The sequence below is a fragment of the Cyclobacterium plantarum genome (assembly GCF_011290685.1).
GTDB lineage: Bacteria > Bacteroidota > Bacteroidia > Cytophagales > Cyclobacteriaceae > Cyclobacterium > Cyclobacterium plantarum.
In genome coordinates this window covers 357,042-378,434 of record NZ_JAANYN010000006.1, presented here as the reverse complement: position 1 = coordinate 378,434, position 21,393 = coordinate 357,042, and the positions used below count along the sequence as shown (strand labels likewise).

Here is a 21,393-nt window from a genome sequence, read left to right as displayed (position 1 = left end):
TATCAGGAATTATGGATGAATTAACTATTTTTAAGTAGGATGATGTCTGGTTTTGATCCCTTATTCCATGGTTTTACCTGTTGGTTAGATTTTAATTTATTTTTTTTTAATAATATTCTTGCAAAATATAATTTTTAAAATGAACCAATTGCAGATTTAAACTAGAATTAAATATCTTATCAGGCTTTAATAATATGGGAAATACAAGATTCCGGCCTATTCCGTAGTGTTCCAAAAATTAATGTTTTAAAATATTTTTTATGTATTTTAAATACAATAAAATGGTTTTTAGATTTTTTTACCTATCTTTACATCGTCATAAAAAACAGCAAAACAATTTTTAATATGAAATCACAAAACGGCAAAAAACTAAGAATCGGTATAGCAGGTACCGGTGGCATTGGCAGAGGGCTGGCAAAATTGATTGCCAGGAGGCAAGACATGGTCATTTCAAAAATTCTAACCAGAAGGAAAGGCAAGATTGATGATTTGGGGGTAAGCCAGGATTATTTGACCACTGAGCAAGAAAGGTTATTTGAGTCCTCGGATTTAATAGTAGTAAGTACCGGAGACGCCATTTACTCCACCAAGGTAATCAATAGTGCCTTTGAGTATGGATTACCCGTGGTGACAATGGATGCGGATACCCAGGTGGTTACCGGATCCTGGTTGTCGAAAAGAGGCGTAATTACTGAGGCGAACGGAGATCAACCAGGTTGTTTGGCCGCTTTGAATAAGGAAATCCTCCAAATGGGCTTTGATCCTTTGGTTTATGGTAATATCAAGGGTTTTCTAAACAAAAACCCATCCTTGGAGGACATGTTGTTCTGGGGACAGAAGCAGGGTTATAGCCTGAGTTCGGTTACTTCATTCACAGACGGCACCAAATTACAAATAGAACAAGCGTTGATTGCCAATGGTCTTGGACTTGATATCGTACAGCAGGGTTTGGTGGGGTATGAAACCTCTGATTTCGAAAAAGGGGCTTTTGCACTGGCTGAAATTGCCCGCAATGAAGACAAAGTAATCAGTGATTATATCATTTCCAGAGAATCTCCTCCCGGTGTATTTATTTCAGCCACCCACCAGGAGGACCTGGCAGCAGAACTTCAAACTTACAAAATGGGAAATGGACCTTTTTACTTATTGTACAAGCCCATGCACCTTTGTTTTTTTGAAATCCCCAACAGCATATTAAATCTGGTAAACCATGGTGAAATATTGTTGGACAATGGTAAAGTGCCCTCGGTAAGTGTAGGAGCCATTGCAAAAAAAGATTTATCCAAAGGCTCCGTTATTGATAAAGGCATTGGTGGCATGGAAGTTAGGGGAGAGGCCTTGAAAATTGAGGATGCCATTGATCATGTTCCCATAGGTTTGTTCAGTAATGTTGAGTTGAAAAGAAATATTGAACAAGGCGAATTGATTACTTTTGATGATATCCATGTTCCGGATTCCCTGGCATTGACTGCCTGGAAAAGCACATTAGCAGACCTATCCTTGAAGAAGGTGTCGGTAAGAAGGTAAGCTGTTAATTTTTTTATCTTATTGCTGTTTACAGATCCATTGGCCAGGATTGCATTTGATGTAGTTTTGGTCTAATGGGTCTGTTTTTTCATTAAAGGCAAAAGGGTAAAAAAATAAATTTTCCATCCCAATCGAAATTAATTATAAAACATTATTGTTTTGATTTTCGTGGAATATTTTTGACTTGAAAATATCTGGAATTGAAAAAGAGGACAATAGGTTATTTATTTATCTTTGCGGCATTTGTTTTGCCCAACATATCCCTTCAAGCTCAAATGGAGGCCATAACACAAATTGGAGAGCGTGAAAGCGAATATTTGTTGTTGGACAAGGGGCTACAATTTCGGATTACCGATGCTGTCAACAGCATGTACAATTTTGATTTTGAGAATGCAGAGCGGGGCTTTGAGGTAATGCGGTATACTTATCCCGATCATCCACTGCCTTACTTTTTGATGGGGCTAAGCCAATGGTGGAAAATTGCCGTTGCCACCGAGAATGAATCACATGACGCGATTTTTTTGCGTTATATGGAGCTGACGATTGAGAAAGCGGAAGCGATTTTGGATCGCGAACCGGGCAATAAAGAGGCGGCTTTTTTTCTGGCTGGGGCATATGGTTTCCAAGGTCGCCTGCATAGTGAAAGAAGAAATTGGACCAGTGCCACTTTTGCTGGTAAAAATGCCCTAAAATATTTGGAGTTGAGCAGGGGGGAAGAGGAGTTGAATCCGGAATTATTGTTGGGAGACGCATTGTTCAACTATTTTTCGGTTTGGATACCGGAAAATTATCCATTGCTCAGGCCGGTGATGTTGCTTTTTCCAAAAGGAGATCAGGACCTCGGCTTAAAGCAATTGCAAGAAGTGGCAGAAAATTCTTTTTATGCCAGGGTGGAAGCTCAATATTTTCTTTTCCGCTTGTACGCTTCAGAAGAAAAACAACCTTTTAAGGCATTGGAAATAACTGCTTACTTGCATGAAAAGTATCCCAACAATCCATATTTCCATCGGTTTTTTGCCAGGCAGTTGTATGCTGTGGGTAGGGGAAAGGAAGCGATGGAGGTTTCATTGGAAATCCTTAAACGAATTGAAAATGGTTGGACCGGATATGAAGCCAATAGTGGCAGGTATGCCTCCTTTTTTGCCGCCCAGTATTTTGACAAAATGGGGCAGTATGAAGCCGCCAAGAAGCATTATGGGCAAACGGTGACTTTTGGAAATGAACTTGAATCTCAGGAAAGCGGCTATTACTTATTTGCACTCGTTCAGCTGGGGAAAATTAATCTGGGTCAGGGTAATCGCACCGAAGCCAGGCAGTATTTTGACGCTGTAAAAAGGAATGCCAAAAGAAATCATCCCGCACACAAAGAAGCCAGATCATTTTTAAAAAAGAATAAACTTTGAAAGGTACTAAACTGTTATTGATAAGCTTATTCGAGAGGAAGTTTATCTTTTCTCAGAAATGACAAAACAGTAAGAGTAATTATTTTAATTAATTTGACAATTTAATAACAATATTTCGTCCGCGCTTGCGTTTTTTTCGTAAATGTCTTTAAAATAAATATAAATTGGATTACCTTTGTACCACATATAATTCGGTAAATTCTTTACAATATGGATAATAGCATAAAAGTGAAATTTGACAAAATCGACCGTAAAATTTTAGAAATCCTTCAAGCGAATGCAAAAATAACAAATGCACAGCTTTCAAAAGATATAGGTTTGTCACCTGCTCCAACCCTCGAGAGAGTGAAAAAGCTAGAGCAGTCAGGCATTATTAAAAGCTATCACGCTAAATTGGATCCTGAAAAAATAGGTCTGGGTGTAAGTACCTTTGTACTGGTGGGCCTGATAGGTCACAACAAGTCCAACATCGATGCATTCATGAAAGAAATCGACCAGATTCCTGAAGTGATTGAATGTCATCACATCACGGGAACAGGTGATTTTATTCTGAAAATCATTTCCAAAGATATCAATTCCTATCAGAAACTGATGTTGGAGAAGGTCAGCGAAATCAAAGAAGTGGACTCCATGCAATCAATGGTTATTCTTTCTACTTTTAAAGACAGCAAAGTATTGCCAATTCCGGCATAAATTACATTAATTCATTTCAATTTGGTTGAAGGGTGGCTTGATGTCACCCTTTTTTTTATGATGATAAATCCCTGGACAAAAATTTCGGAAAAGAAGGTGTACGATAACCCCTGGATAAGGGTTGAGGAACATCAGGTAATCACACCTGGGCAGAAGTCAGGTATCTATGGCAAGGTATGTTTTAAAAATATGGCCATAGGTATCGTTCCGTTGGATAAGGATTTGCATACCTGGCTGGTGGGGCAATACCGATATACTTTAGATGAGTATTCCTGGGAGATTCCTATGGGAGGAGGTCCCATGGAAGAAGATGCCTTACTTAGTGCCAAAAGAGAATTGAAAGAGGAGACAGGGCTTATTGCTGATAAATGGACCGAGATCATGAAAATCCATACCTCCAATTCGGTAACAGATGAGGTGGGTTTCGTGTTTATTGCCGAAGAGCTGCAGCAGGGAGAGACAGAATTTGATGATACCGAAGACCTGAAGATTTGGCGTTTACCTTTCTCTGAGGCACTGGATATGGTTATGAAAGGACAAATTACCGATGGTATCAGTATTGCAGCTATATTAAAAACGGCAATTATTTTAAAGCAGGGATAGTCTTGAATTCATGAATTTTAAAGGATTTAAAGGGGATTTCAATTTTACTTTCCGCCTGGCTTATCCTGTGATGCTAAGCCAGCTGGGACAGGTGATGGTAGGTGTCGCAGATAATGTAATGGTAGGCAGGTTAGGCGCTACCCCTTTGGCAGCGGCTTCCCTGGCCAACAGCATCTTTTTTCTGATTCTGATGTTCGGTATTGGTATATCTATGGCAGTGACGCCCATGGTGGCGGCTGCTGATGGAGAGGGAAAAAAGGGCAAAATTGGCAGGTTGTTAAGTCATAGCTTTGTTATCAATAGCTTTTCTTCCCTGCTTCTTTTTTTGCTGATCCTAGGGCTTTCTCCAGGATTAAAATGGTTGAGCCAGCCCGAAGAAGTGGTCTCTTTGGCCATACCCTACTTATTGATCATTACATTTTCTCTGGTTCCCTTCATGTTTTTCCAGACATACAAGCAATTTATTGAAGGGCTTTCCCAGACCAAACAGGCCATGTACATTACAGTAATCTTTAACTTGCTGAATATTGGCCTGAACTGGTTATTGATTTATGGCAATTGGGGATTTCCTGAGTTGGGACTGAACGGAGCGGGCTGGGCAACATTGATTTCCAGGGTTTTAATGGCTTGGGCCATTTATTTGTATGTAACCCGTTCCAAAAGGTATCGGAAACTGCTTGGTACCTTTAGTTTAAAAAATATCAGGTTCCCGATCTTAAAAAAAATGTTGCAGATAGGAATTCCCACCGGCTTACAATTTGTATTTGAAGTCGGTGCCTTCAGCACGGCAGCAATCATGATGGGTTGGATAGGTGTCAATGCCCTCGCTGCCCATCAAATTGCCATTAACCTTGCTTCTATCAGTTACATGATGGCCTCAGGCTTGTCTGCTGCCGCCATGGTAAGGGTGGGCAACCAACTGGGCAAAAGGGATATTTCAAAATTGAGGGAGGTGGGATTTTCTATTTTTGTCATGGTGGCTGTTTTTATGTTGTCTTTTGCAGTAGTGTTTTTATTGACAAGAAACCATTTGCCCCTGCTGTATATCAATGATGCAGAGGTGGTGGAAATGGCAGCCAGTTTATTGGTCATTGCCGCTTTTTTCCAGCTATCAGATGGTGTTCAGGTGGTAGGTTTAGGTGCGTTGAGAGGGCTGTCGGATGTCAAAGTCCCCACTCTGGTTACCCTGGTCGCTTATTGGGTAATTGGTCTTCCTTTGGGGTATTTCCTTGCCTTCGGCCTGGGCTGGAAGGAAATAGGGATTTGGACAGGGCTATTGATCGGCTTAACCTTGACGGCCTTCATGTTGATTTATCGATTTCATGCCTTAAGTTTGCGTTTGTATCGACAATCACAAAAAAGAACGGCTGTTTAAATAGCCGGCAAAAAAAAGAGAAACCATGGATTACAACAACTGCTATATCATAACAGGAGCAAGTAAAGGGCTGGGAAAAGCCCTGAGCGATTTGTTAAAAGTCGATAAAAATAACCTGGTGATCGGGATCGCCAGATCCCACCTGAAATCCGTAGCAAATTTTACCGGAATAAGCCTTGACCTGGGAAATACAAATCAACTCATAGAAAAAATGGATGAAATGCTTCCTGAGGGCCCATTCAAAAAGGTTGTTTTGATCAATAATGCCGGATGGATCGGGGAAATCGCCCATACAGGATATCTTGCCCCTAAGTCCATAAGGGATATCTATCAGGTAAACGTAATTGCACCTGCCTTGCTGATGAATGCTTTCATGAAAAAATATGATCATCATCCAGGTGAAAAAATGATCATCAATGTCAGTTCAGGTGCAGCGGGTAAAGTAACCGATGGATGGTCCGGGTACAGCGCTTCAAAAGCTGCGCTCAATCAAATGACTGCAGTTGCCCAGCAGGAGTCCGATTTGAAGAACAGGGGATTTCGTTTGTTTGCGCTCTCCCCCGGAATAATCGATACCCCCATGCAGGAAACCATACGCTCAGCACCAGAGGAAAGCTTTAGCAGCCTTTCAAAATTCAAAACTTTTAAATCTGAGGGAGCACTGAGTACACCTGAAGCTATTGCAAAAAAAGTAGTCTACCTGATAGCAAATCATTCGGAATTTTCCGGAGTTTTGCAAGACGTCAGGAATTTTTAGTGGATTTGTTTTTTGGAAAATCATATAGCCAGAAGGAGGCGTTTTTCCGGGATATTTGCTCCCAGCGATCGGTAGAAAAGGTGAACCCAAAAATTGCCGCAGTGGGCAGGTTATCAAGCGATTCCCCCAAATGGTTGATCAAATCTGTAAAGCCGGGATTATGGCCAAAAATAAACAGGCTGTTTACCTGTTCCGAAGTCTTGTGGATCACCTGCAGGATGTCTTTTACAGAGGCATGATAGAGTTCCGGTGTCTGTTCAAAAATCACATCCTCCTTGCTAAAAACTTCCAGGTATATTTTTGCTGTCTGTAATGCTCTTGAGGCATCAGAAGAAGTAATTTTTCCAGGAAAAATGTGGTTCGCTTTTAACCTTTTGGCCATGAGGGGAGCATCCTTCAATCCTCTTTTGGCCAATGGCCGGTCGTGGTCAGTTAACCAGGCTTGCACCCAGGAGGATTTGGCGTGCCTGCAAATCAGTAGTTTTTTCATCATTATTGGCTGTTTAATACTTCATGCCTCCTATTGCAATGCTGCTTTTGTCAAATTTGATATATTTGTCTGGAACAATTGACCTAATTTAAATGAATATTTTGAAAATACGCAAAGCGGCTTACTGGTTGATAACGATACCGGGGAGGAATTGTGGAAGTACAAATTGCCTGCCGGAGGCTATGCCACACCCGCAGTTTATGCTGTTGATGGTGACAGTATGTGGTTATTGCAGCGGGAGGTGGCAAAATGGGAACTCCTTCAGGGGATTACTACCTGGCCTTTACACTCGAAGATTAAACTTTATTCTATTGGATTTCCTTTGGGAACATCGGGTACAAAGGGTTCATGGGGGTAGCTTTCCGGAAGGACCTTGATGCCACTTGTAAATTTCAAGGGAGCATTGCCGGCATAGGTCAATTCGACAAAATGTCCCCGCCAACCCTTTGCAGGAGATTGGATGGGAATATTGTAACTACCGTTAGGAGCTATAGGAATATTGCTTGCCGTCCAGGCAGGACCGAGCACATCTATCCTGAAATCCCTTTCCGATTCGTTGGTAGCCGTCCAAAGTTTGATGGCCACCGGTGGATTTTCAGGGTCAATCTCCAGGGAGATTGCTTCATCTGATATTTCCCATTGGTACTCGGGCCGCTCCTGACCGGCAATGATATGGCTATAAAACCCAAGCAGTACCTGTGCTGCATCTGTTTTATCCAGAGAGTGACCAGTATTGGGAATGTAAGCCAGGTGTTTTTCTCCCGGCAAATCGTCCCAATAAAACTTCCAGCTATCAGGAAGGAAAAATTGATCTCCCGAGGCATTGATGAGCAATTTGGGGATTTCAGCATATTCATCAAGGAAATTAAATGGTTCTACAATTTCGGTGAGGCGTTCAAATTCCCGGCTGTCTATCCAATTAAAAATACCTTCTTCCGTGTAATCATCCACCGCTGGTGCCCAGAACCCATAAGTTTGCCAATGGTGCTTGAATGAAGGAGTCAAATTCAACATGTCAATAACCAGGGGAGCCATGCCCACCACCCTGTCATCCACCGCTGCGGTAGTCCAGGTGGTCCAGCCTCTTTTGGATCCACCAGCCACTACATATTTGTCCAAACTAAGGCCCAGTTCTTTGCTGGTAAAATCCACCACGGCATCCATGGCCGATACCACGGCCTTGGTCATGGGAAATCTGGCCAACCAGATAGCCGCATCGTCTGAAGCACCCCTTTCCATAAATTCTCTCCAACCATAAGCAATCAGACCGTCTTCAGTTCTTTTTTCAAGGGTATCTCCTACATACCGGACCGGCTGATAGGGAATGTTGTGAACTTTAATGGCCGGAGATCCTGTAGCAAGGGCAGCTTGTAATATAAGGTCATCGGCCTTTTCAGGCAATTTCGATTGGTTACTCCCCCCGGTAATCATCAGTAAGGAGGTGTCAAACTTCAAGCTATCTGGAATTACAAAGGATACCCAGTGCCACCAGGTGGTAGAGTCTACCTCAGCTTCAGTCAACCATTCCTGTGAAACCATTTTAAGGACATAATAAGAATAATTGTCTCCTTTGGATTTGTAGGCCAGCTCATAGTTATAGGCATCTTGATCTTCCATAACATAAGCTTTGAGCAGATCCAGGCCCTTAACCTCTGCTACATTGGTTTCAAGGGTTTTGTTTGGTTGACAATGAGAAAATAAAATAATCGACAGGATATAAGAAAACATTAATCCTGTGTTAGTGAAAATAGCGTGGTTCCTAAGCATGATTTATAATTTTACCCTAATATTACCCAATAAATGACAAACGGGCCATTATTAATTGGGCCCTTCTTCCAAAATCACAGCTACCTCCGGCCGGTGTTTTTGAAAGGCGTCTATAAGTTCGTTTTTTACCGGGGTACCAAACAAATACACCTTTTTCAGACTTTTAAAGGCCAGGAGGTGGAGCAGATGGGCATCTTCCAATGGTGTGAAAGAGAGGTTCAATACCTCCAAATGAGGCAAATCCTTTAAATAAGGCAAACCATCCCCTGTGACAGCAGTTTTTTGTAGTACCAACTCCCGCAATTCGGTCATTTTGGCCAAAAAAAACAAGTCATCGTCCTTAACATTACTGGAAGCCAGAGAAATGCGGGAAAAGAATGGAAAATAGGGAGAAAATTCCTGTAATTCCTCCGTTCCAAAAGGTGGAGGAGGAAATTTCATTTTCATATCAAAAAATTTTTCATTCATCTTTTTATCCGGTGATACAGTCACGCCTAGTTTGGAAGCGATGGCTTCCAATTCTTTTTGTGCCGCTTCAAATTCCGCCTTGTCTTTCAGTATTTTAAATTGGGCCTGGTAGATATCAGGCATCATTTCCTCCAGCCTGGCCAGGATGCTGGTATCTTTCACCTCTTCCTTCCTGAATTCCTGTGAAGCCCCGTTTGCTATCCAAAAAGAAATCACTGCGCGTTCGTTCTCGGTTAATCCTGGTTTGCCCTCTGGCGGCATGCGGTCCTCATGACCTTCGGGAAGCTTAACCCTGACCATTAGTTCACTGGCATCTGGTTTTCCGGGGACTACGGCCTTCTTCTCACTTTTTCCAGCTTCCAGCAAGGCACCATGGCTGTTAAGGAGCAAATCTCCTTTGGTTTTGTTTTCATTGTGGCAAGAGGCGCATTTGGTTTCCAATACAGTGGCCACTATATCATCGTATAAGAGCATGTCCTCCGGGTTTTTTTGTTCTATTTTGGAGGGTAGCAGGCTTACCAGAGGTTCGGAAAGATAATCTGCCCCGTGCGTCAGGGACCCGCCCATATGACTGGTATAAGCCAATGCAAAATTGGTCAAAGCCAAAAAGATAAAAAAGACAAATCCAATGGGTTTTTCTTTGGCATGCATCCATTCATAAAAAAGAAAACTGACAGTGATGCCTCCACCGGTGATCAGGGCACCATAAAAATGATTTTTTGCAAGGGATCCTGTGTAGGCATCGGAAATAAAAAGCAGGTATCCTGCCATGATCGCTACCAAGGTGAACAGTACCGAGCTTCCCAACAAGGACCTGATGATCACTGGTTTATTAAAATTAGGATTAAATTTTCCCAACAGGACAAAGGCAGTGGTAAGGAGGATCAACACGATGGGAAAATGCAACATCAGTGGATGGAATCTTCCCAAAAATACCATTAAGGGGTTTTGAGTTGCTGTATCGAATGGCAAGAGCAATAAAATCAGGTAAAAAACAAGGGGCAGGAGCAGAAGTGGCAATCTTTTCCTTTCAAATAAAGCATTATTTTGCTGTGTATGGGGGTAATTTTGTTTGTCCATAAAATTCCAGGTACCAGGAACTGCATTTCCTGAAAATTGATATTGAATTATATTGATGAAGGGAAAAAATTAGCTGATAATGGGATGTAATATTCCGGTACTATCGGCAAAATGTTCCATTTCTATACCTGTTGCCTGCATCCAGGTAGTGTACAGGTTTGCCAGTGGGGTATTTTCTTCGAAAATCAGATTTTGACCGGATTTTATTTTCCCTCCACCACGACCACCAACAATAATGGGCAAATCCCGGGGAGAGTGCCGGTTCCCATCCCTTAATCCAGAGGCAAACATGACCAGTGAATTATCAAGCAGGGTACCATTTCCTTCTTTAATGGATTTCAATTTGTTCAGGAAGTAAGCATATTGCTCCAGGTGCCATTTGGTTATCCGGTCATATTGTTCCATTTTCTCAGGATGGTTCATGTGGTGTGATATGGAATGATGCGCACCATTTACTCCTTCCAGAAAGGAAAAGTTCCTGTTGCTTACTGAATTACCGAACATAAAGGTTGCCACCCTGCTGGCATCGCTCCAGAGTGCCAGGGCCATGATATCAAACATCAACCTGGTTTTTTCCGTGACATCTACCCCTGCATAGACCTCCACGTATTCATCAATATTCTGATTCACGCGGACCAGTTCCTTTTTAATGTCAGGAGTAATATTACCCGCAAAATCCTTAATGTTTGACTGGTTGTTGATTCTTTTTTCTATAGACCTGATGGATTCAAGGTATTCTTCCAGTTTATCCTGATCTGAGCGCCCCAGATTGTTTTTCAGGCTTTTGGCATCAGTCATTACTGCATCCAGAATACTGCTTTTATGGGGATTTTCTTGGTTATTGTTTCCCGGTACAAAGGATTTGAAAAGCCTGTCAAAAGCCAGCCTGGGATCAATTTCTTTGGATAGGGGTGTGGTGGCATTTTTCCAGGAGATGCTACTGGCATACAGGCGGGTAAATCCCACATTGATGTCTACTCCTGTTTTAATGCGGTCCAAACCATATTCCAGGGAAGGAAAAAGGGTTTCATTTTTATAGTGATTGGCAATCAGCTGATCAACGGAGATTCCCCCACTATTGATGTTATCTCCTGCTGTTTTTTGAATGGACATGCAGGTGAGTAAGTTTGCGGTTTTGGCGTAATGCCCATCAGCCCCCTGGAAGATGGCATTCTTATTCATCAACTGACCCAAAACCAAAATATCGTCTTTCAAATGATTCAGGGGAGAAAGGGTAGGGGAAAGCTGGAAGTTTCTACCTATTCCCTCAGGTGTCCAGCGACCAGGATGAACCCCATTGGGCATGAACATGAAAGCAGATCGGACTGGAAAACCGTCGTTTCTGTAGGTGTTCAGGCTAAGGGGTGAAGCCATGGCCTCCATAAAAGGAAGTGCAATGGCTGCACCCACACCCTTTAACATTTTTCTTCTCGATATTTGCCACTTTTTACTCATGGGTGTTGTGTTTTTTCTCGTATTGCCTGTATAGGTTAATAAGCTATTTTATATCAAGTAAATCGATGATTATCAAGTAATTTAATCTATTTCATTGACTTTTTTCTGAAAATCTTTGATTTTCATCCGAAAGGGATAACTTTTTACCAATTCGGTTATAAATGAATCCGGGTTAAAGTCATTCTCCATCAGTACAGCGGACAAGTCTCTGACTGCCATTTCATCGGTGAAAGTTATGCCCCGTCCAATGGCAAACGAAAGTGATTTTTTGGAAATATTTCTGGCAAATTGTTCCTTTTCCTTCAACAAAAGGCTTTTTAGTTCAGCGGGTCCCTCAAAGGTTTCCCCGCTAGCCAATACTCCAGAGGGATCGATAGGCGTATTGCCATAACTGTCTCTCCATTTGCCATCTGCGTCAAAGTTTTCCAGTCCAAGACCCAGGGGATCCATTTTTTCATGGCAGGACTGGCATGCCGGATCAGAGCGGTGCTGCTCCAGAAGCGCCTTTAAGCCCAGGTCTTCGTGCAGCCCCTCATCCTCAGGCAATTCTGCTACATCGGGTGGGGGAGGCGGAGGTGAAGTCCCCAGAATTTCTTCCAATACCCATTTGCCTCTGAGTACCGGGCTGGTACGGGTAGGTAATGAGGTGACGGAATGAACACTGCCCATGCCCAAAAATCCACCCCTGTTGGTGTTGCTAAGGGCTACTTTGCGAAAATCATTTCCCTGTACGCCCTCAATATCATAATATTCAGCTAATTCTTCATTCAGGAAAGCATAGTCGCTGGATATCAGGTCCAGAAAATTTTTTCTTTCGGTTAGCACATGGTGAAAAAAGGATGTTGTTTCCTTAAACATGGCTTCTCTTATGGATTGGGTAAATTGAGGAAACCGGGCCAGTTCTGCCAATGGGGCGTTGGGATCTTTTAACTTGTTGATCCCAAGCCATTGGCTGACAAAGGATTCAGCAAATCGGATCGACTTAGGATCATCCAGCATTCTGCGGACCTGGTTTTCCAGCACTTCGGGCTCCTGTAGTTTTCCCTGAACCGCAAGCTGAAACAATTCGTCGTCCGGCATGCTACACCATAGAAAAAAAGAAAGTCTGTTGGCCAGTTCAAAATCACTCAGGGGGACAGGCTCATTGACCACGGGTTCTTCTTCCATTTTGTAAAGAAAGGAAGGTGAAATTAGAATGGCTTTAAAGACCTCTGCCACGGAACGGTTAAATCTTTGTGGGTCTGGCTCTCCGGGCATGGTTTGATAAACTTTTTTGAAGAGGCTGATAAAATTTTCTTTTTCATCCACTTTTATTAATCTTCTGAAGGCTTTGCCGGCAAAGGGAAAGATCACCTTTTCTGCTGCTTTTTCCGGTGTATTTACAAGTTCAAAGTCTGCGTATAATTTGGGCATTAACCAGTTGAGAAAGCGTTGCCATAGGCTTTGGCGATAGCGTACAGGTACCAGTTTTTGCCATTTTTTCGGTTCTTCCAAAAGATTGGATACGATTTCTTCTGCTGCATCGTAATACCTTTCCATTTTTAAAGGAGTAAAAAACAATGATCCTCCCTGATTGTCAAATCCGCCCCCGCCTGAACCATCTGCAGGAAACCTGCCGTTGGCATCATAGGATATACCAGTAAGATCAAGGATGGTATATTGGTATTCTGAATGGCTTAATCTTCGGATGATCACCTTACCGGGTGTTTTCTTTTCCAGGGATTTAACCAAAATGCCATTGATGCCATCTACCAATACATGGTAATCAGTTTCATCCAGCGAGGGTTTGTTGGAAGGGGGCATTTCTTTGGTTTTTACCATGTCCACTACCTTAAGCCAGAGTTGCCCTTCCTTTATGATTCTGCCCTCTTCCTCGTATCTTTCCAGATTCACACCTCCCTTGGCATTGCCCACATTGTGACAGTTATAGCAGTGTTTTCTGAGTACAGGAATGATTTCCGTAGCATAATCCAGGGTTTCCTGGGCCATGCTGGAATGAAGTAAAAAAATAGATAAAACGAGGAAAATATAAGATTTCATCGCAGAGATATAGGTTATTTGGCTATTTGCTATCAGATAAAATGAAAGTAAAAGAAAATCTCTTATTTTTCCAATACTATTTTGATAGAAGGTAGCAATTCCTTCAAAAATCACTAATTCAGAGAACAAAAAAAAGGAAACCCTCAGGGTTTCCTTTTAATATTCATCTTATTTTTTATCAGTGAGGGTGATATGAAAATCAGGCATCTACCCCCAAAGCCTTGGCCATTACCTCTCCGATTTCGGCAGGAGATTCAGCCACATAAATACCATTCTCCTTCATAATGCGCATTTTGGCAATGGCTGTATCATCTTTTCCACCGATAATGGCACCTGCATGCCCCATTCTTCGGCCAGCAGGTGCAGTCTGCCCTGCAATAAAGCCAACTACCGGTTTTTTATTTCCGTTTTCTTTGATCCATTTGGCAGCTTCAGCTTCATAATTTCCCCCGATTTCTCCAATCATTACGATGGCATCTGTTTCAGGATCTTCCATCAGCATTTGTACCGCTTCTTTGGTGGATGTGCCAATAATGGGGTCGCCACCGATTCCAATGGCAGTAGAAACTCCAAGACCAGCTTTTGTGATCTGATCTGCCGCTTCATAGGTTAAGGTTCCTGATTTGGACACCACACCTACTCTCCCAGGCTTAAAAACAAATCCCGGCATAATACCAACTTTAGCTTCACCCGGAGTGATTACCCCCGGACAATTAGGGCCTATCAAAATCGCACCTTTCTTTTTGACAAAGGGTTTGACTTTCATCATGTCTTTTACCGGAATTCCCTCGGTAATGGTAATGATTGTCTTTATCCCAGCATCAGCTGCTTCCATGATGGCATCCGCTGCGAAAGCAGGAGGCACGAAAATAATGGTGGTGTCTGCCCCTTTGGACTTGACGGCATCTTCTACAGTATTGAAAACAGGTTTCCCAAGGTGGGTTGTGCCCCCTTTTCCAGGTGTTACTCCCCCAACTACATTGGTGCCATACTCGATCATCTGTTGGGCATGAAAAGAACCCTCAGTGCCGGTGAAGCCCTGAACAATAACTTTAGAATTTTTATTTACCAGTACGCTCATAAGTCTACATTATAATTAATTCGGTACAAAAATAGAAGATAAAGAGCGATCACAAAAAGAAATGGCAAACAATATCAATTTAATTTAGAGTATTGATAACTTTTTATATTTTTAGGATTAGTTTGACAAGGCATGAACAAATTATTCCTATTTATTTTTCTTTTTCTGGCCCAGGATTTGGCCTTGGGTCAAACTTTTAAATTCAACAAACAGGTTAAAGGCTTTGGACAAATCCCCAACCAAATCAATTCGATCGCCCAGGACCAGCGAGGATTTGTCTGGGTTTCCAGCAACAGAGGCACCATTTTCTCCGATGGAATCGTTTCTCTTGAGCTCCCAGACAGTATCAAAACCGCATTTTCCACCCAACAGAAAGTTTGGGTGGATGAAGAGGGTTTGGTATGGGTGTACCAAAGTGCCGGTCGCCCTCTTTTGTATCATTTTAATATGAATTCCTGGGAAAAGCCCCATTCCATTTTGTCATCAATTGATTCATCGGCCTTTTTTGATTCTATAGATTTTTTCACCCTCGGTAGGAAAGAAAGCAAAAAGCTATTTCTGGTTTTGAAGAATAGGATTGTTTATCAGGAACACCCAGAAAAAGAACCGGTTGATTTATGGACAGAAGGTTTCGGGAAATATTATTCCCATTTTGTTTCCGATGCGGATACCTTTTTTTTATTTGAGAGTGGTATCTACCAATTGTTGGGTGAATCACTTCAGCCCAAAGAAGACCTTTTCATTGGTCAAGTTGAGAACCCATTATTGAAGATGATTCATTTGGAAGATAATGACACCTATTTTTATCTCACCAAAAATGCGGTTTATCAGGGAGACGGGGCAGGTAACCTGATTGATACATTGCATACAAATTTCCGGCAGGAGTCGATAGGTCCGGAAGATTCCTACGACCTTTTTTACAAGTATGGTAAACTCTATTTTTATTATAATTCTCAATTGTTTCAATACAACCTCAAAACCCGGCGCCGGTTTGAACTTTCTGCTTATGATGACTTGAAAACCAATCAGATAAATACCGCCCTGGTGGACAGGGAGGGAATAATCTGGGTGGGTACTTTCCGTGGATTGGCCAATCTTGCCAGTACCAGATTCCAGAATTTTGACGAAAGAACTGGTATGCCCAATTCTGATATTTCGGCAGCGATCATGTATGGCCGGCGGAATTATCTTGTTGGATTTGAAAATGGCATTCAGGTTTGGTATGGTTCCCGACCGGTGAAGACTTATTTTTTTTCAGATGAAGACTTTCCTACCAGGAGAGAAAGGGTACTGAATTTCAGTCTGGACAAGAACAGCAATGTCTGGTTTTCTGCTTATGAAAATGGTCTCGGGTTTTTCGATACCAAAACCCAGAACTACAAATTATTTCAATTACCTGATCAGGAATTTGTAAGCTATGTTTTGGCAAAAGGTGACGACCTATGGATAGCAGGAAATGAAAAAATCTATACTGCGAAATTGCCAAGACCTGGTGCTGACCCGCAGCTGAGTCCCTATGATATTGGGCTTCCTGAAAATGAATCGATTGGTTTTATCCGGAAATTTGGACAATTGAAAAACGGCAAATGGATTGTATTTGTAGCGGGAAGGCCTATTTCAATCAAAGATGTGAAAAGTTATGATAAGGTAATTAAAGTTAATGGCTATGATTATCTGGAAAGAAACGATACTTTGTTTTTAGGTACTGAAAAGGGGTATTTTTCTTATATTGATGGTGAGCTGATTCCTGCACAGTTACAAGAACAATTGATTGACCACCCGGTTTATGCCATATTAGAAGATGAAAAGGGATATGTTTGGTTGGGTACAGATTCAGGGGTCATCCTCCATGAAAAGGATCGTTTGCGGGTCTTTGATGAAAATACAGGACTGCTGGGAAATGATGTGGGAAGAGGGGCTTTGGTTCAGGCAGACCGGGGTAGGGTTTTTATTGGTACCCAGAATGGGGTTTCTGTTTATTACCCCGAAGAAGACCAGAACTCCCTATCCAGCCCTCTGGTGAACCTCAACCAAGTAGCGGTAGTAGATGCGGAACCGGTAGAGTCGGACTTCCTGACCATTCCTTATCAGTTAAATAACATTGTCTGTTCTTTCAGTGCTGCCAGTTTTCTGAATTCCCCAAACCTGGTGGTTCATTACCGTTTAGAGGGTTTTCATTCGGAATGGCAAAAAGTGGAGAACCCCAGAAGCAATGAGCTGTATTTCAATAATCTTCCTCCCGGAAGTTACCGGCTGGCCATGAAGGCATCACTGGTAGGGTATCCTGAATCGGAAACCGTCTATTCCACTGATTTTCAAATTGATAATCCTTTTTATTTTCAATTTTGGTTTGTATTTCTAGTTACTGTCTTTTTAATTGTTTTGGGAATCGGGATCAATACCCTTTTCAGACAGGCCAGGCACCAGGGAGTGTTAAAAAATTCCCTAAATGAAAAAACCATTGAAATTGAAAACAGGGAAGACCGTTTTCGCAATGTTTGGAATAGTTCACAGGATGGCTTACTGCTCTCTGTTTTGGGAGGACAAGTTATCGCAGCTAATCCCAATATATGCAAGATGGCTTCCGTAACTGAGAAATCCCTGCAGACTTACGGACTTGGACACCTTTTTGCTGAACCGACCTATTATGCGACTATTCGCAACCGGATAAAAGGCGATTTGCAAAATATCGATGGGAAGGGCTTTACCTGCGAATTGAAAATGCCATTTCGCTCAGGGGAAAGGGAAATTGAATTGTTTATTTCAAGAATGAAAGAAGATTATCAGGGGAAACCGCTTTATTTGAATGTATTTCGTGATATTTCTAGCAAAAAGGCCTATGAACAGGGATTGAAAATAGCCAAGGAAAAGGCAGAGGAAGTAAGTCAATTGAAAAGCAACATTTTATCCAATATGAGTCATGAGGTCAGAACCCCTCTGAACGGCATCTTGGGAAGTACGGAGCAACTTATTCAAAACAGAACAGGTGACGAAGATTTGCAAGGCCATCTGGAGATTATCAGGGAAAGTGGGGAAAGATTACTCCATACCATGACCAATATTCTTGACCTATCCCTGATTGAATCCGATAAGGTTGATTTCATGCTTGAAAATACCAATATCAATGATTTTATTTCAAAAATATTGGTAAAACATAAATCGATCGGAATAAAAAAAGGTATCTTAGTCTCAACAAAATTTGTCACAAAACCTTTTGTTGCCAAAGTGGAAAGAAGGGGTTTGGAAATTATTGTGAATAATATCGTTGGAAATTCGATTAAATATTCTGAAAAGGGAATGATTCAAATACGGGTGGAAAAAATTGAAAATCAGTTGGCTTTCCAGGTACAGGATCAGGGGGTGGGAATCAGTCAGGATTATTTGGCGAAATTGTTTTATCCCTTCGAGCAGGAAAGTAAGGGTTTTAGCCGTAAATTTGAAGGCTCGGGAATCGGGTTGGCTATTACCAGGCATTTAGTTGATCGCCTGAATGGGCATATTCAGGTTGAAAGCGAAAAAGGTAAAGGCACATTGGTGAAAATATCCCTTCCTTTAGACGAGTAGACCCATATGGAGATCCGCAATTTTAATAATTTTGTAAGTATGTTTTCTCTTAAAATATTGATTACCGAAGACGATACCGTTTCGGCACTTTTGCTCAAAAAAGCTCTTGAAAAAAATCACCATCAAATTATTGGAATGGCTGATTCAGGAGAAATGGCGCTTGAAATCCTCAAAAATAACCGCGCAGATATAGTCATGATGGATATCAACCTGTCCGGAAAACTGGATGGTATCAAAACTACTGAAATAATCAATGAAAAATATAATATACCAGTAGTTTACCTGACTGCCAGTTCTGATTCAGAAACATTGCAAAAAGTCGCTGTTACCAATCCAAGTGCTTATGTGATCAAACCTTTTAATATCAGGGAACTGAATATGGTCATAGAACTGGCGATATTTAAAGATAAAAAGGAAAAGGAACTGCAAAACCTTAACAACGAGCTGGAGGAAAAGGTGAGAAAGAGAACAGCTGACCTGAATGAAGCCAACAAAGAACTTCAGAAGGCCTTGGAAAAGGAGCGGGAATTGAGTGAATTAAAATCCAGGATTGTGCAGAACGTTTCCCATGGATTTAAAACTCCCCTAACTTCGATTCTGAGTTCCGCGCAATTGCTTAAAATGTATGCTGAAAAAGACCATCCCCATAAGGTCAAAATTGTAAAGCATTCTACCAAAATAGAAAATTCTGTAAGAAACCTGAACAGTCTTTTGACCAGCGTGTTGTTTTTTGGGAAAGCGGATGCGGATAAAATGAATTATAAGCCGGTAAGGATTTACACCTCAGCATTTCTGAATGAGGTGGTTGACATGGTAAAGGCTGGTATTGACAATGATGTAAAGATTCATACAGCATTTGATAAACTTCCCAAAATGATTACCTCCGACATGGATCTTCTTTACCAGATCCTGGAGAATCTTCTCTCCAATGCAGTCAAATATTCGAAAGATGGAGGGAAGGTAACATTTAAAGTTTACCATGAGGATGATTTGCTGAAACTTTCTATCAAAGATGAAGGGATAGGGATTTCGGAGGCGGAACAATCTCAGCTATTCGATCGTTTTTTCAGAGGTAAAAATGTAGGGTTAAGAGAAGGTTCAGGATTAGGCTTGTCCATTGTGAAAAAATGTATTGAAGTAATCGGCGGGAAGATATCCTTCACCAGTAAGGTTAACAAAGGGACAGAGTTCAACCTGGAAATTCCAGCAAAAAAATAAGGTTTAATGATTGCCACCAAGTCTATTCAATTTGCCTATGAAGGAGTTCCGGCCTTTGAAATCCCGGATATTGAAATCAAGGCTGGTGAAGCTTTGCTGGTTTTGGGAAAGTCAGGTAGCGGAAAAACTACCTTTTTAAATATTTTAGGCGGTTTGCTTGCTCCCGGAAAGGGAGAAATTCTAATTGATGGCATCTCGCTTTATTCCCTGAAAGGCCAAAATCTGGACAAATTCAGGGGGAAAAATATTGGTATAGTATTCCAAAAACCTCACATTCTCGGCCCGCTCTCTGTGGCTGAGAATATTGCACTGCCACATTTTTTCAGCAAAAGTTCCCAAGCCGATAATGTGGACCATTACCTTAAAGAATTGGGCATATTGGATAAGAAAAATGCCAGGATCAATACCTTGAGCGAAGGGGAAGCGCAACGCGTTTCTATAGCCCGCGCGCTGGTCAACGAACCAAAAATTATCCTGGCAGATGAACCTACTGCTAGTTTGGATGATGAAAATGCCAAGATAGTAGTAGACCTTTTGAAAACTCAAGCTGCCAAACTCAAGGCAGCCTTGGTCATTGTCACGCATGATCAGCGCATCAAAAATGAAATCAACCAGAGCATAACCCTAAAGCGAAAGGACCTATGAGTATGTTGAAGCTGAGCTGGAAATACCTGCTGGCCAAACCCTGGAATACTGCATTGAACATCCTTCTGCTGGCTTTAGGCTTGTCTATCATTACCGTGTTGATCCTTATTCAGGATCAATTTGAAAATAAAATGAACAGGGATGCTGCCGGTATAGATTTGGTGATTGGTGCCAAAGGTAGTCCCTTACAACTGGTGCTGTCATCCGTTTATCACATTGATTTTCCTACAGGTAACATTCCTTTGGATGAGGCCAAAGCCATATCCAGAAACCGGTTGATAAAAAATACCATACCGCTGGGATTGGGGGATAACTATCAGGGATTCAGGATAGTGGGTACCAACCATGACTATTTAGACCTATATGGAGTTACATTTTCCGATGGTGAGGCCTGGAATACTGCATTTGATGTGGTATTGGGAAGCGAAGTAGCAGAGAAGTCGGGATTTGAGGTGGGTGATGTATTTGTTGGATCTCATGGTATCGAAGCGGCAAGTCACGAACACGATGAACATCCCTATAAAGTGGTTGGGGTTTTGGCTCCCTCAGATAATATTGTTGATCAGTTGATCCTGACCAGTATTGAATCGGTTTGGTACGCCCATGATGAGGAGCATGACCACGATAAAATGGAAAAGGGAATCGCGAAATCCGGTTTCCCAGAGACAGAAGCAGATGAGGAAAGGGAACTGACCACCCTTTTGGTGCAATACAGAAATCCCATAGCTGCAGTTCAATTGCCCAGATTGGTAAACAGCAGAAGTTCCCTCCAGGCTGCCTCTCCCTCATTTGAGATTTCACGCCTTTTCGAATTGTTGGGAGTGGGGATTTCTCTTGTCCAGGGTTTGGCCCTGATTATCGTGTTGATTGCGGGTTTAGGTATATTTATTGCGCTATACAATTCACTTAAAGAAAGGAAATATGATTTGGCGGTAATGCGGGCTATAGGTGCTTCCAAAGAACAGCTTTTTATCCTCATCATTTTGGAGGGAATACTGCTTACCTTTCTTGGGGCTCTGGCAGGATTGTTGATCGGACACCTTTTTCTGTATATTTTGGTTACGATGAATGAGCAGGGGGCACTATCTGGTTTACGGGCGGACGTGTTTCTGAATCAGGAATGGTGGATTCTGGCCTATGCGTTGGCGGTAGGCATATTGGCCTCATTGATACCTGCCTGGAATGCCTATCGAACAGATATTGCTAACCAACTAACTAAATAAAAAA

General features: G+C 41.9%; 16 protein-coding genes. 10 read left to right on the top strand and 6 right to left on the bottom strand.

The window, feature by feature from the left end; genetic code table 11:
* The first annotated feature begins 345 nt into the window (after positions 1-345).
* From G9Q97_RS15945 to G9Q97_RS15920, 6 genes are all read left to right on the top strand, one after another.
* The gene (locus tag G9Q97_RS15945; RefSeq protein WP_166148525.1) at positions 346-1,527 is read left to right on the top strand and encodes an SAF domain-containing protein; all 1,182 of its coding nucleotides are present in this window, start codon (positions 346-348) and stop codon (positions 1,525-1,527) included.
* A 200-nt stretch (positions 1,528-1,727) separates the two neighbouring features.
* Positions 1,728-2,930 (top strand): tetratricopeptide repeat protein, encoded by a 1,203-nt coding sequence (locus tag G9Q97_RS15940; RefSeq protein ID WP_394352996.1) that lies wholly within the window; start codon positions 1,728-1,730, stop codon positions 2,928-2,930.
* A 210-nt stretch (positions 2,931-3,140) separates the two neighbouring features.
* Positions 3,141-3,623, top strand: a complete 483-nt coding sequence (locus tag G9Q97_RS15935; protein WP_073095209.1) for an Lrp/AsnC family transcriptional regulator — start codon at positions 3,141-3,143, stop codon at positions 3,621-3,623.
* 60 nt (positions 3,624-3,683) lie between these two features.
* On the top strand, positions 3,684-4,226 hold the full coding sequence (locus G9Q97_RS15930) for an NUDIX domain-containing protein (RefSeq protein WP_166148634.1): 543 nt from the start codon (positions 3,684-3,686) through the stop codon (positions 4,224-4,226).
* A 10-nt stretch (positions 4,227-4,236) separates the two neighbouring features.
* Entirely contained in the window at positions 4,237-5,601 is a 1,365-nt protein-coding gene (locus G9Q97_RS15925; protein WP_166148523.1) for an MATE family efflux transporter, read from the top strand.
* Between the two features lie 25 nt (positions 5,602-5,626).
* The gene (locus G9Q97_RS15920) at positions 5,627-6,358 is read left to right on the top strand and encodes an SDR family NAD(P)-dependent oxidoreductase (protein ID WP_166148522.1); all 732 of its coding nucleotides are present in this window, start codon (positions 5,627-5,629) and stop codon (positions 6,356-6,358) included.
* Here the strand turns inward: G9Q97_RS15920 and G9Q97_RS15915 are convergent.
* The 6 genes from G9Q97_RS15915 to sucD all read right to left on the bottom strand — a co-directional run bounded on the left by G9Q97_RS15915 (position 6,345) and on the right by sucD (position 14,739).
* Positions 6,345-6,851, bottom strand: coding sequence for a SixA phosphatase family protein (locus G9Q97_RS15915; protein ID WP_317168769.1), 507 nt, complete (start codon positions 6,849-6,851; stop codon positions 6,345-6,347). The two genes, G9Q97_RS15920 and G9Q97_RS15915, sit on opposite strands and share 14 nt — an antisense overlap.
* Positions 6,852-7,151: 300 nt before the next feature.
* On the bottom strand, positions 7,152-8,576 hold the full coding sequence (locus tag G9Q97_RS15910; RefSeq protein ID WP_166148520.1) for a PhoPQ-activated pathogenicity-related family protein: 1,425 nt from the start codon (positions 8,574-8,576) through the stop codon (positions 7,152-7,154).
* Between the two features lie 90 nt (positions 8,577-8,666).
* Positions 8,667-10,163 carry a c-type cytochrome domain-containing protein gene (locus tag G9Q97_RS15905; protein ID WP_166148518.1) on the bottom strand — a complete coding sequence of 499 codons (1,497 nt, stop codon included), beginning with the start codon at positions 10,161-10,163 and terminating at the stop codon, positions 8,667-8,669.
* Between the two features lie 69 nt (positions 10,164-10,232).
* On the bottom strand, positions 10,233-11,618 hold the full coding sequence (locus G9Q97_RS15900; RefSeq protein ID WP_166148517.1) for a DUF1552 domain-containing protein: 1,386 nt from the start codon (positions 11,616-11,618) through the stop codon (positions 10,233-10,235).
* An 81-nt stretch (positions 11,619-11,699) separates the two neighbouring features.
* A complete protein-coding gene (locus G9Q97_RS15895) occupies positions 11,700-13,658 on the bottom strand; it encodes a DUF1592 domain-containing protein (RefSeq protein ID WP_222852007.1) in 1,959 nt (652 codons plus the stop codon).
* A 199-nt stretch (positions 13,659-13,857) separates the two neighbouring features.
* Complete coding sequence (sucD, locus tag G9Q97_RS15890) at positions 13,858-14,739, bottom strand: succinate--CoA ligase subunit alpha (RefSeq protein WP_166148515.1); 882 nt, start codon at positions 14,737-14,739, stop codon at positions 13,858-13,860.
* Positions 14,740-14,871: 132 nt separating this feature from the next.
* On the opposite strand from sucD, the gene G9Q97_RS15885 reads away from it, so the two are divergent.
* From G9Q97_RS15885 to G9Q97_RS15870, 4 genes are read left to right on the top strand one after another with little or no spacing between them, the layout of a single operon-like run.
* Positions 14,872-18,303, top strand: coding sequence for a sensor histidine kinase (locus G9Q97_RS15885; RefSeq protein ID WP_166148513.1), 3,432 nt, complete (start codon positions 14,872-14,874; stop codon positions 18,301-18,303).
* A gap of 39 nt (positions 18,304-18,342) precedes the next feature.
* A complete protein-coding gene (locus G9Q97_RS15880) occupies positions 18,343-19,521 on the top strand; it encodes a hybrid sensor histidine kinase/response regulator (RefSeq protein ID WP_166148512.1) in 1,179 nt (392 codons plus the stop codon).
* A 6-nt stretch (positions 19,522-19,527) separates the two neighbouring features.
* On the top strand, positions 19,528-20,166 hold the full coding sequence (locus G9Q97_RS15875; protein ID WP_166148510.1) for an ABC transporter ATP-binding protein: 639 nt from the start codon (positions 19,528-19,530) through the stop codon (positions 20,164-20,166).
* A complete protein-coding gene (locus tag G9Q97_RS15870; RefSeq protein ID WP_166148508.1) occupies positions 20,163-21,389 on the top strand; it encodes an ABC transporter permease in 1,227 nt (408 codons plus the stop codon). Before G9Q97_RS15875 ends, G9Q97_RS15870 begins: the two co-directional genes overlap by 4 nt.
* Positions 21,390-21,393: the final 4 nt, after the last annotated feature.

What these genes read in the sequence shown, in the direction of transcription:
- G9Q97_RS15910 (WP_166148520.1), bottom strand. Translation starts at nt 8,576, where the DNA reads ATGTTTTCTTATATCCTGTCGATTATTTTATTTTCTCATTGTCAACCA.
- G9Q97_RS15905 (WP_166148518.1), bottom strand. Translation starts at nt 10,163, where the DNA reads ATGGACAAACAAAATTACCCCCATACACAGCAAAATAATGCTTTATTT.
- G9Q97_RS15885 (WP_166148513.1), top strand. Translation starts at nt 14,872, where the DNA reads ATGAACAAATTATTCCTATTTATTTTTCTTTTTCTGGCCCAGGATTTG.
- G9Q97_RS15915 (WP_317168769.1), bottom strand. Translation starts at nt 6,851, where the DNA reads ATGATGAAAAAACTACTGATTTGCAGGCACGCCAAATCCTCCTGGGTG.
- sucD (WP_166148515.1), bottom strand. Translation starts at nt 14,739, where the DNA reads ATGAGCGTACTGGTAAATAAAAATTCTAAAGTTATTGTTCAGGGCTTC.
- G9Q97_RS15920 (WP_166148522.1), top strand. Translation starts at nt 5,627, where the DNA reads ATGGATTACAACAACTGCTATATCATAACAGGAGCAAGTAAAGGGCTG.
- G9Q97_RS15930 (WP_166148634.1), top strand. Translation starts at nt 3,684, where the DNA reads ATGATAAATCCCTGGACAAAAATTTCGGAAAAGAAGGTGTACGATAAC.
- G9Q97_RS15900 (WP_166148517.1), bottom strand. Translation starts at nt 11,618, where the DNA reads ATGAGTAAAAAGTGGCAAATATCGAGAAGAAAAATGTTAAAGGGTGTG.
- G9Q97_RS15870 (WP_166148508.1), top strand. Translation starts at nt 20,163, where the DNA reads ATGAGTATGTTGAAGCTGAGCTGGAAATACCTGCTGGCCAAACCCTGG.
- G9Q97_RS15875 (WP_166148510.1), top strand. Translation starts at nt 19,528, where the DNA reads ATGATTGCCACCAAGTCTATTCAATTTGCCTATGAAGGAGTTCCGGCC.
- G9Q97_RS15880 (WP_166148512.1), top strand. Translation starts at nt 18,343, where the DNA reads ATGTTTTCTCTTAAAATATTGATTACCGAAGACGATACCGTTTCGGCA.
- G9Q97_RS15945 (WP_166148525.1), top strand. Translation starts at nt 346, where the DNA reads ATGAAATCACAAAACGGCAAAAAACTAAGAATCGGTATAGCAGGTACC.
- G9Q97_RS15935 (WP_073095209.1), top strand. Translation starts at nt 3,141, where the DNA reads ATGGATAATAGCATAAAAGTGAAATTTGACAAAATCGACCGTAAAATT.
- G9Q97_RS15925 (WP_166148523.1), top strand. Translation starts at nt 4,237, where the DNA reads ATGAATTTTAAAGGATTTAAAGGGGATTTCAATTTTACTTTCCGCCTG.
- G9Q97_RS15895 (WP_222852007.1), bottom strand. Translation starts at nt 13,658, where the DNA reads ATGAAATCTTATATTTTCCTCGTTTTATCTATTTTTTTACTTCATTCC.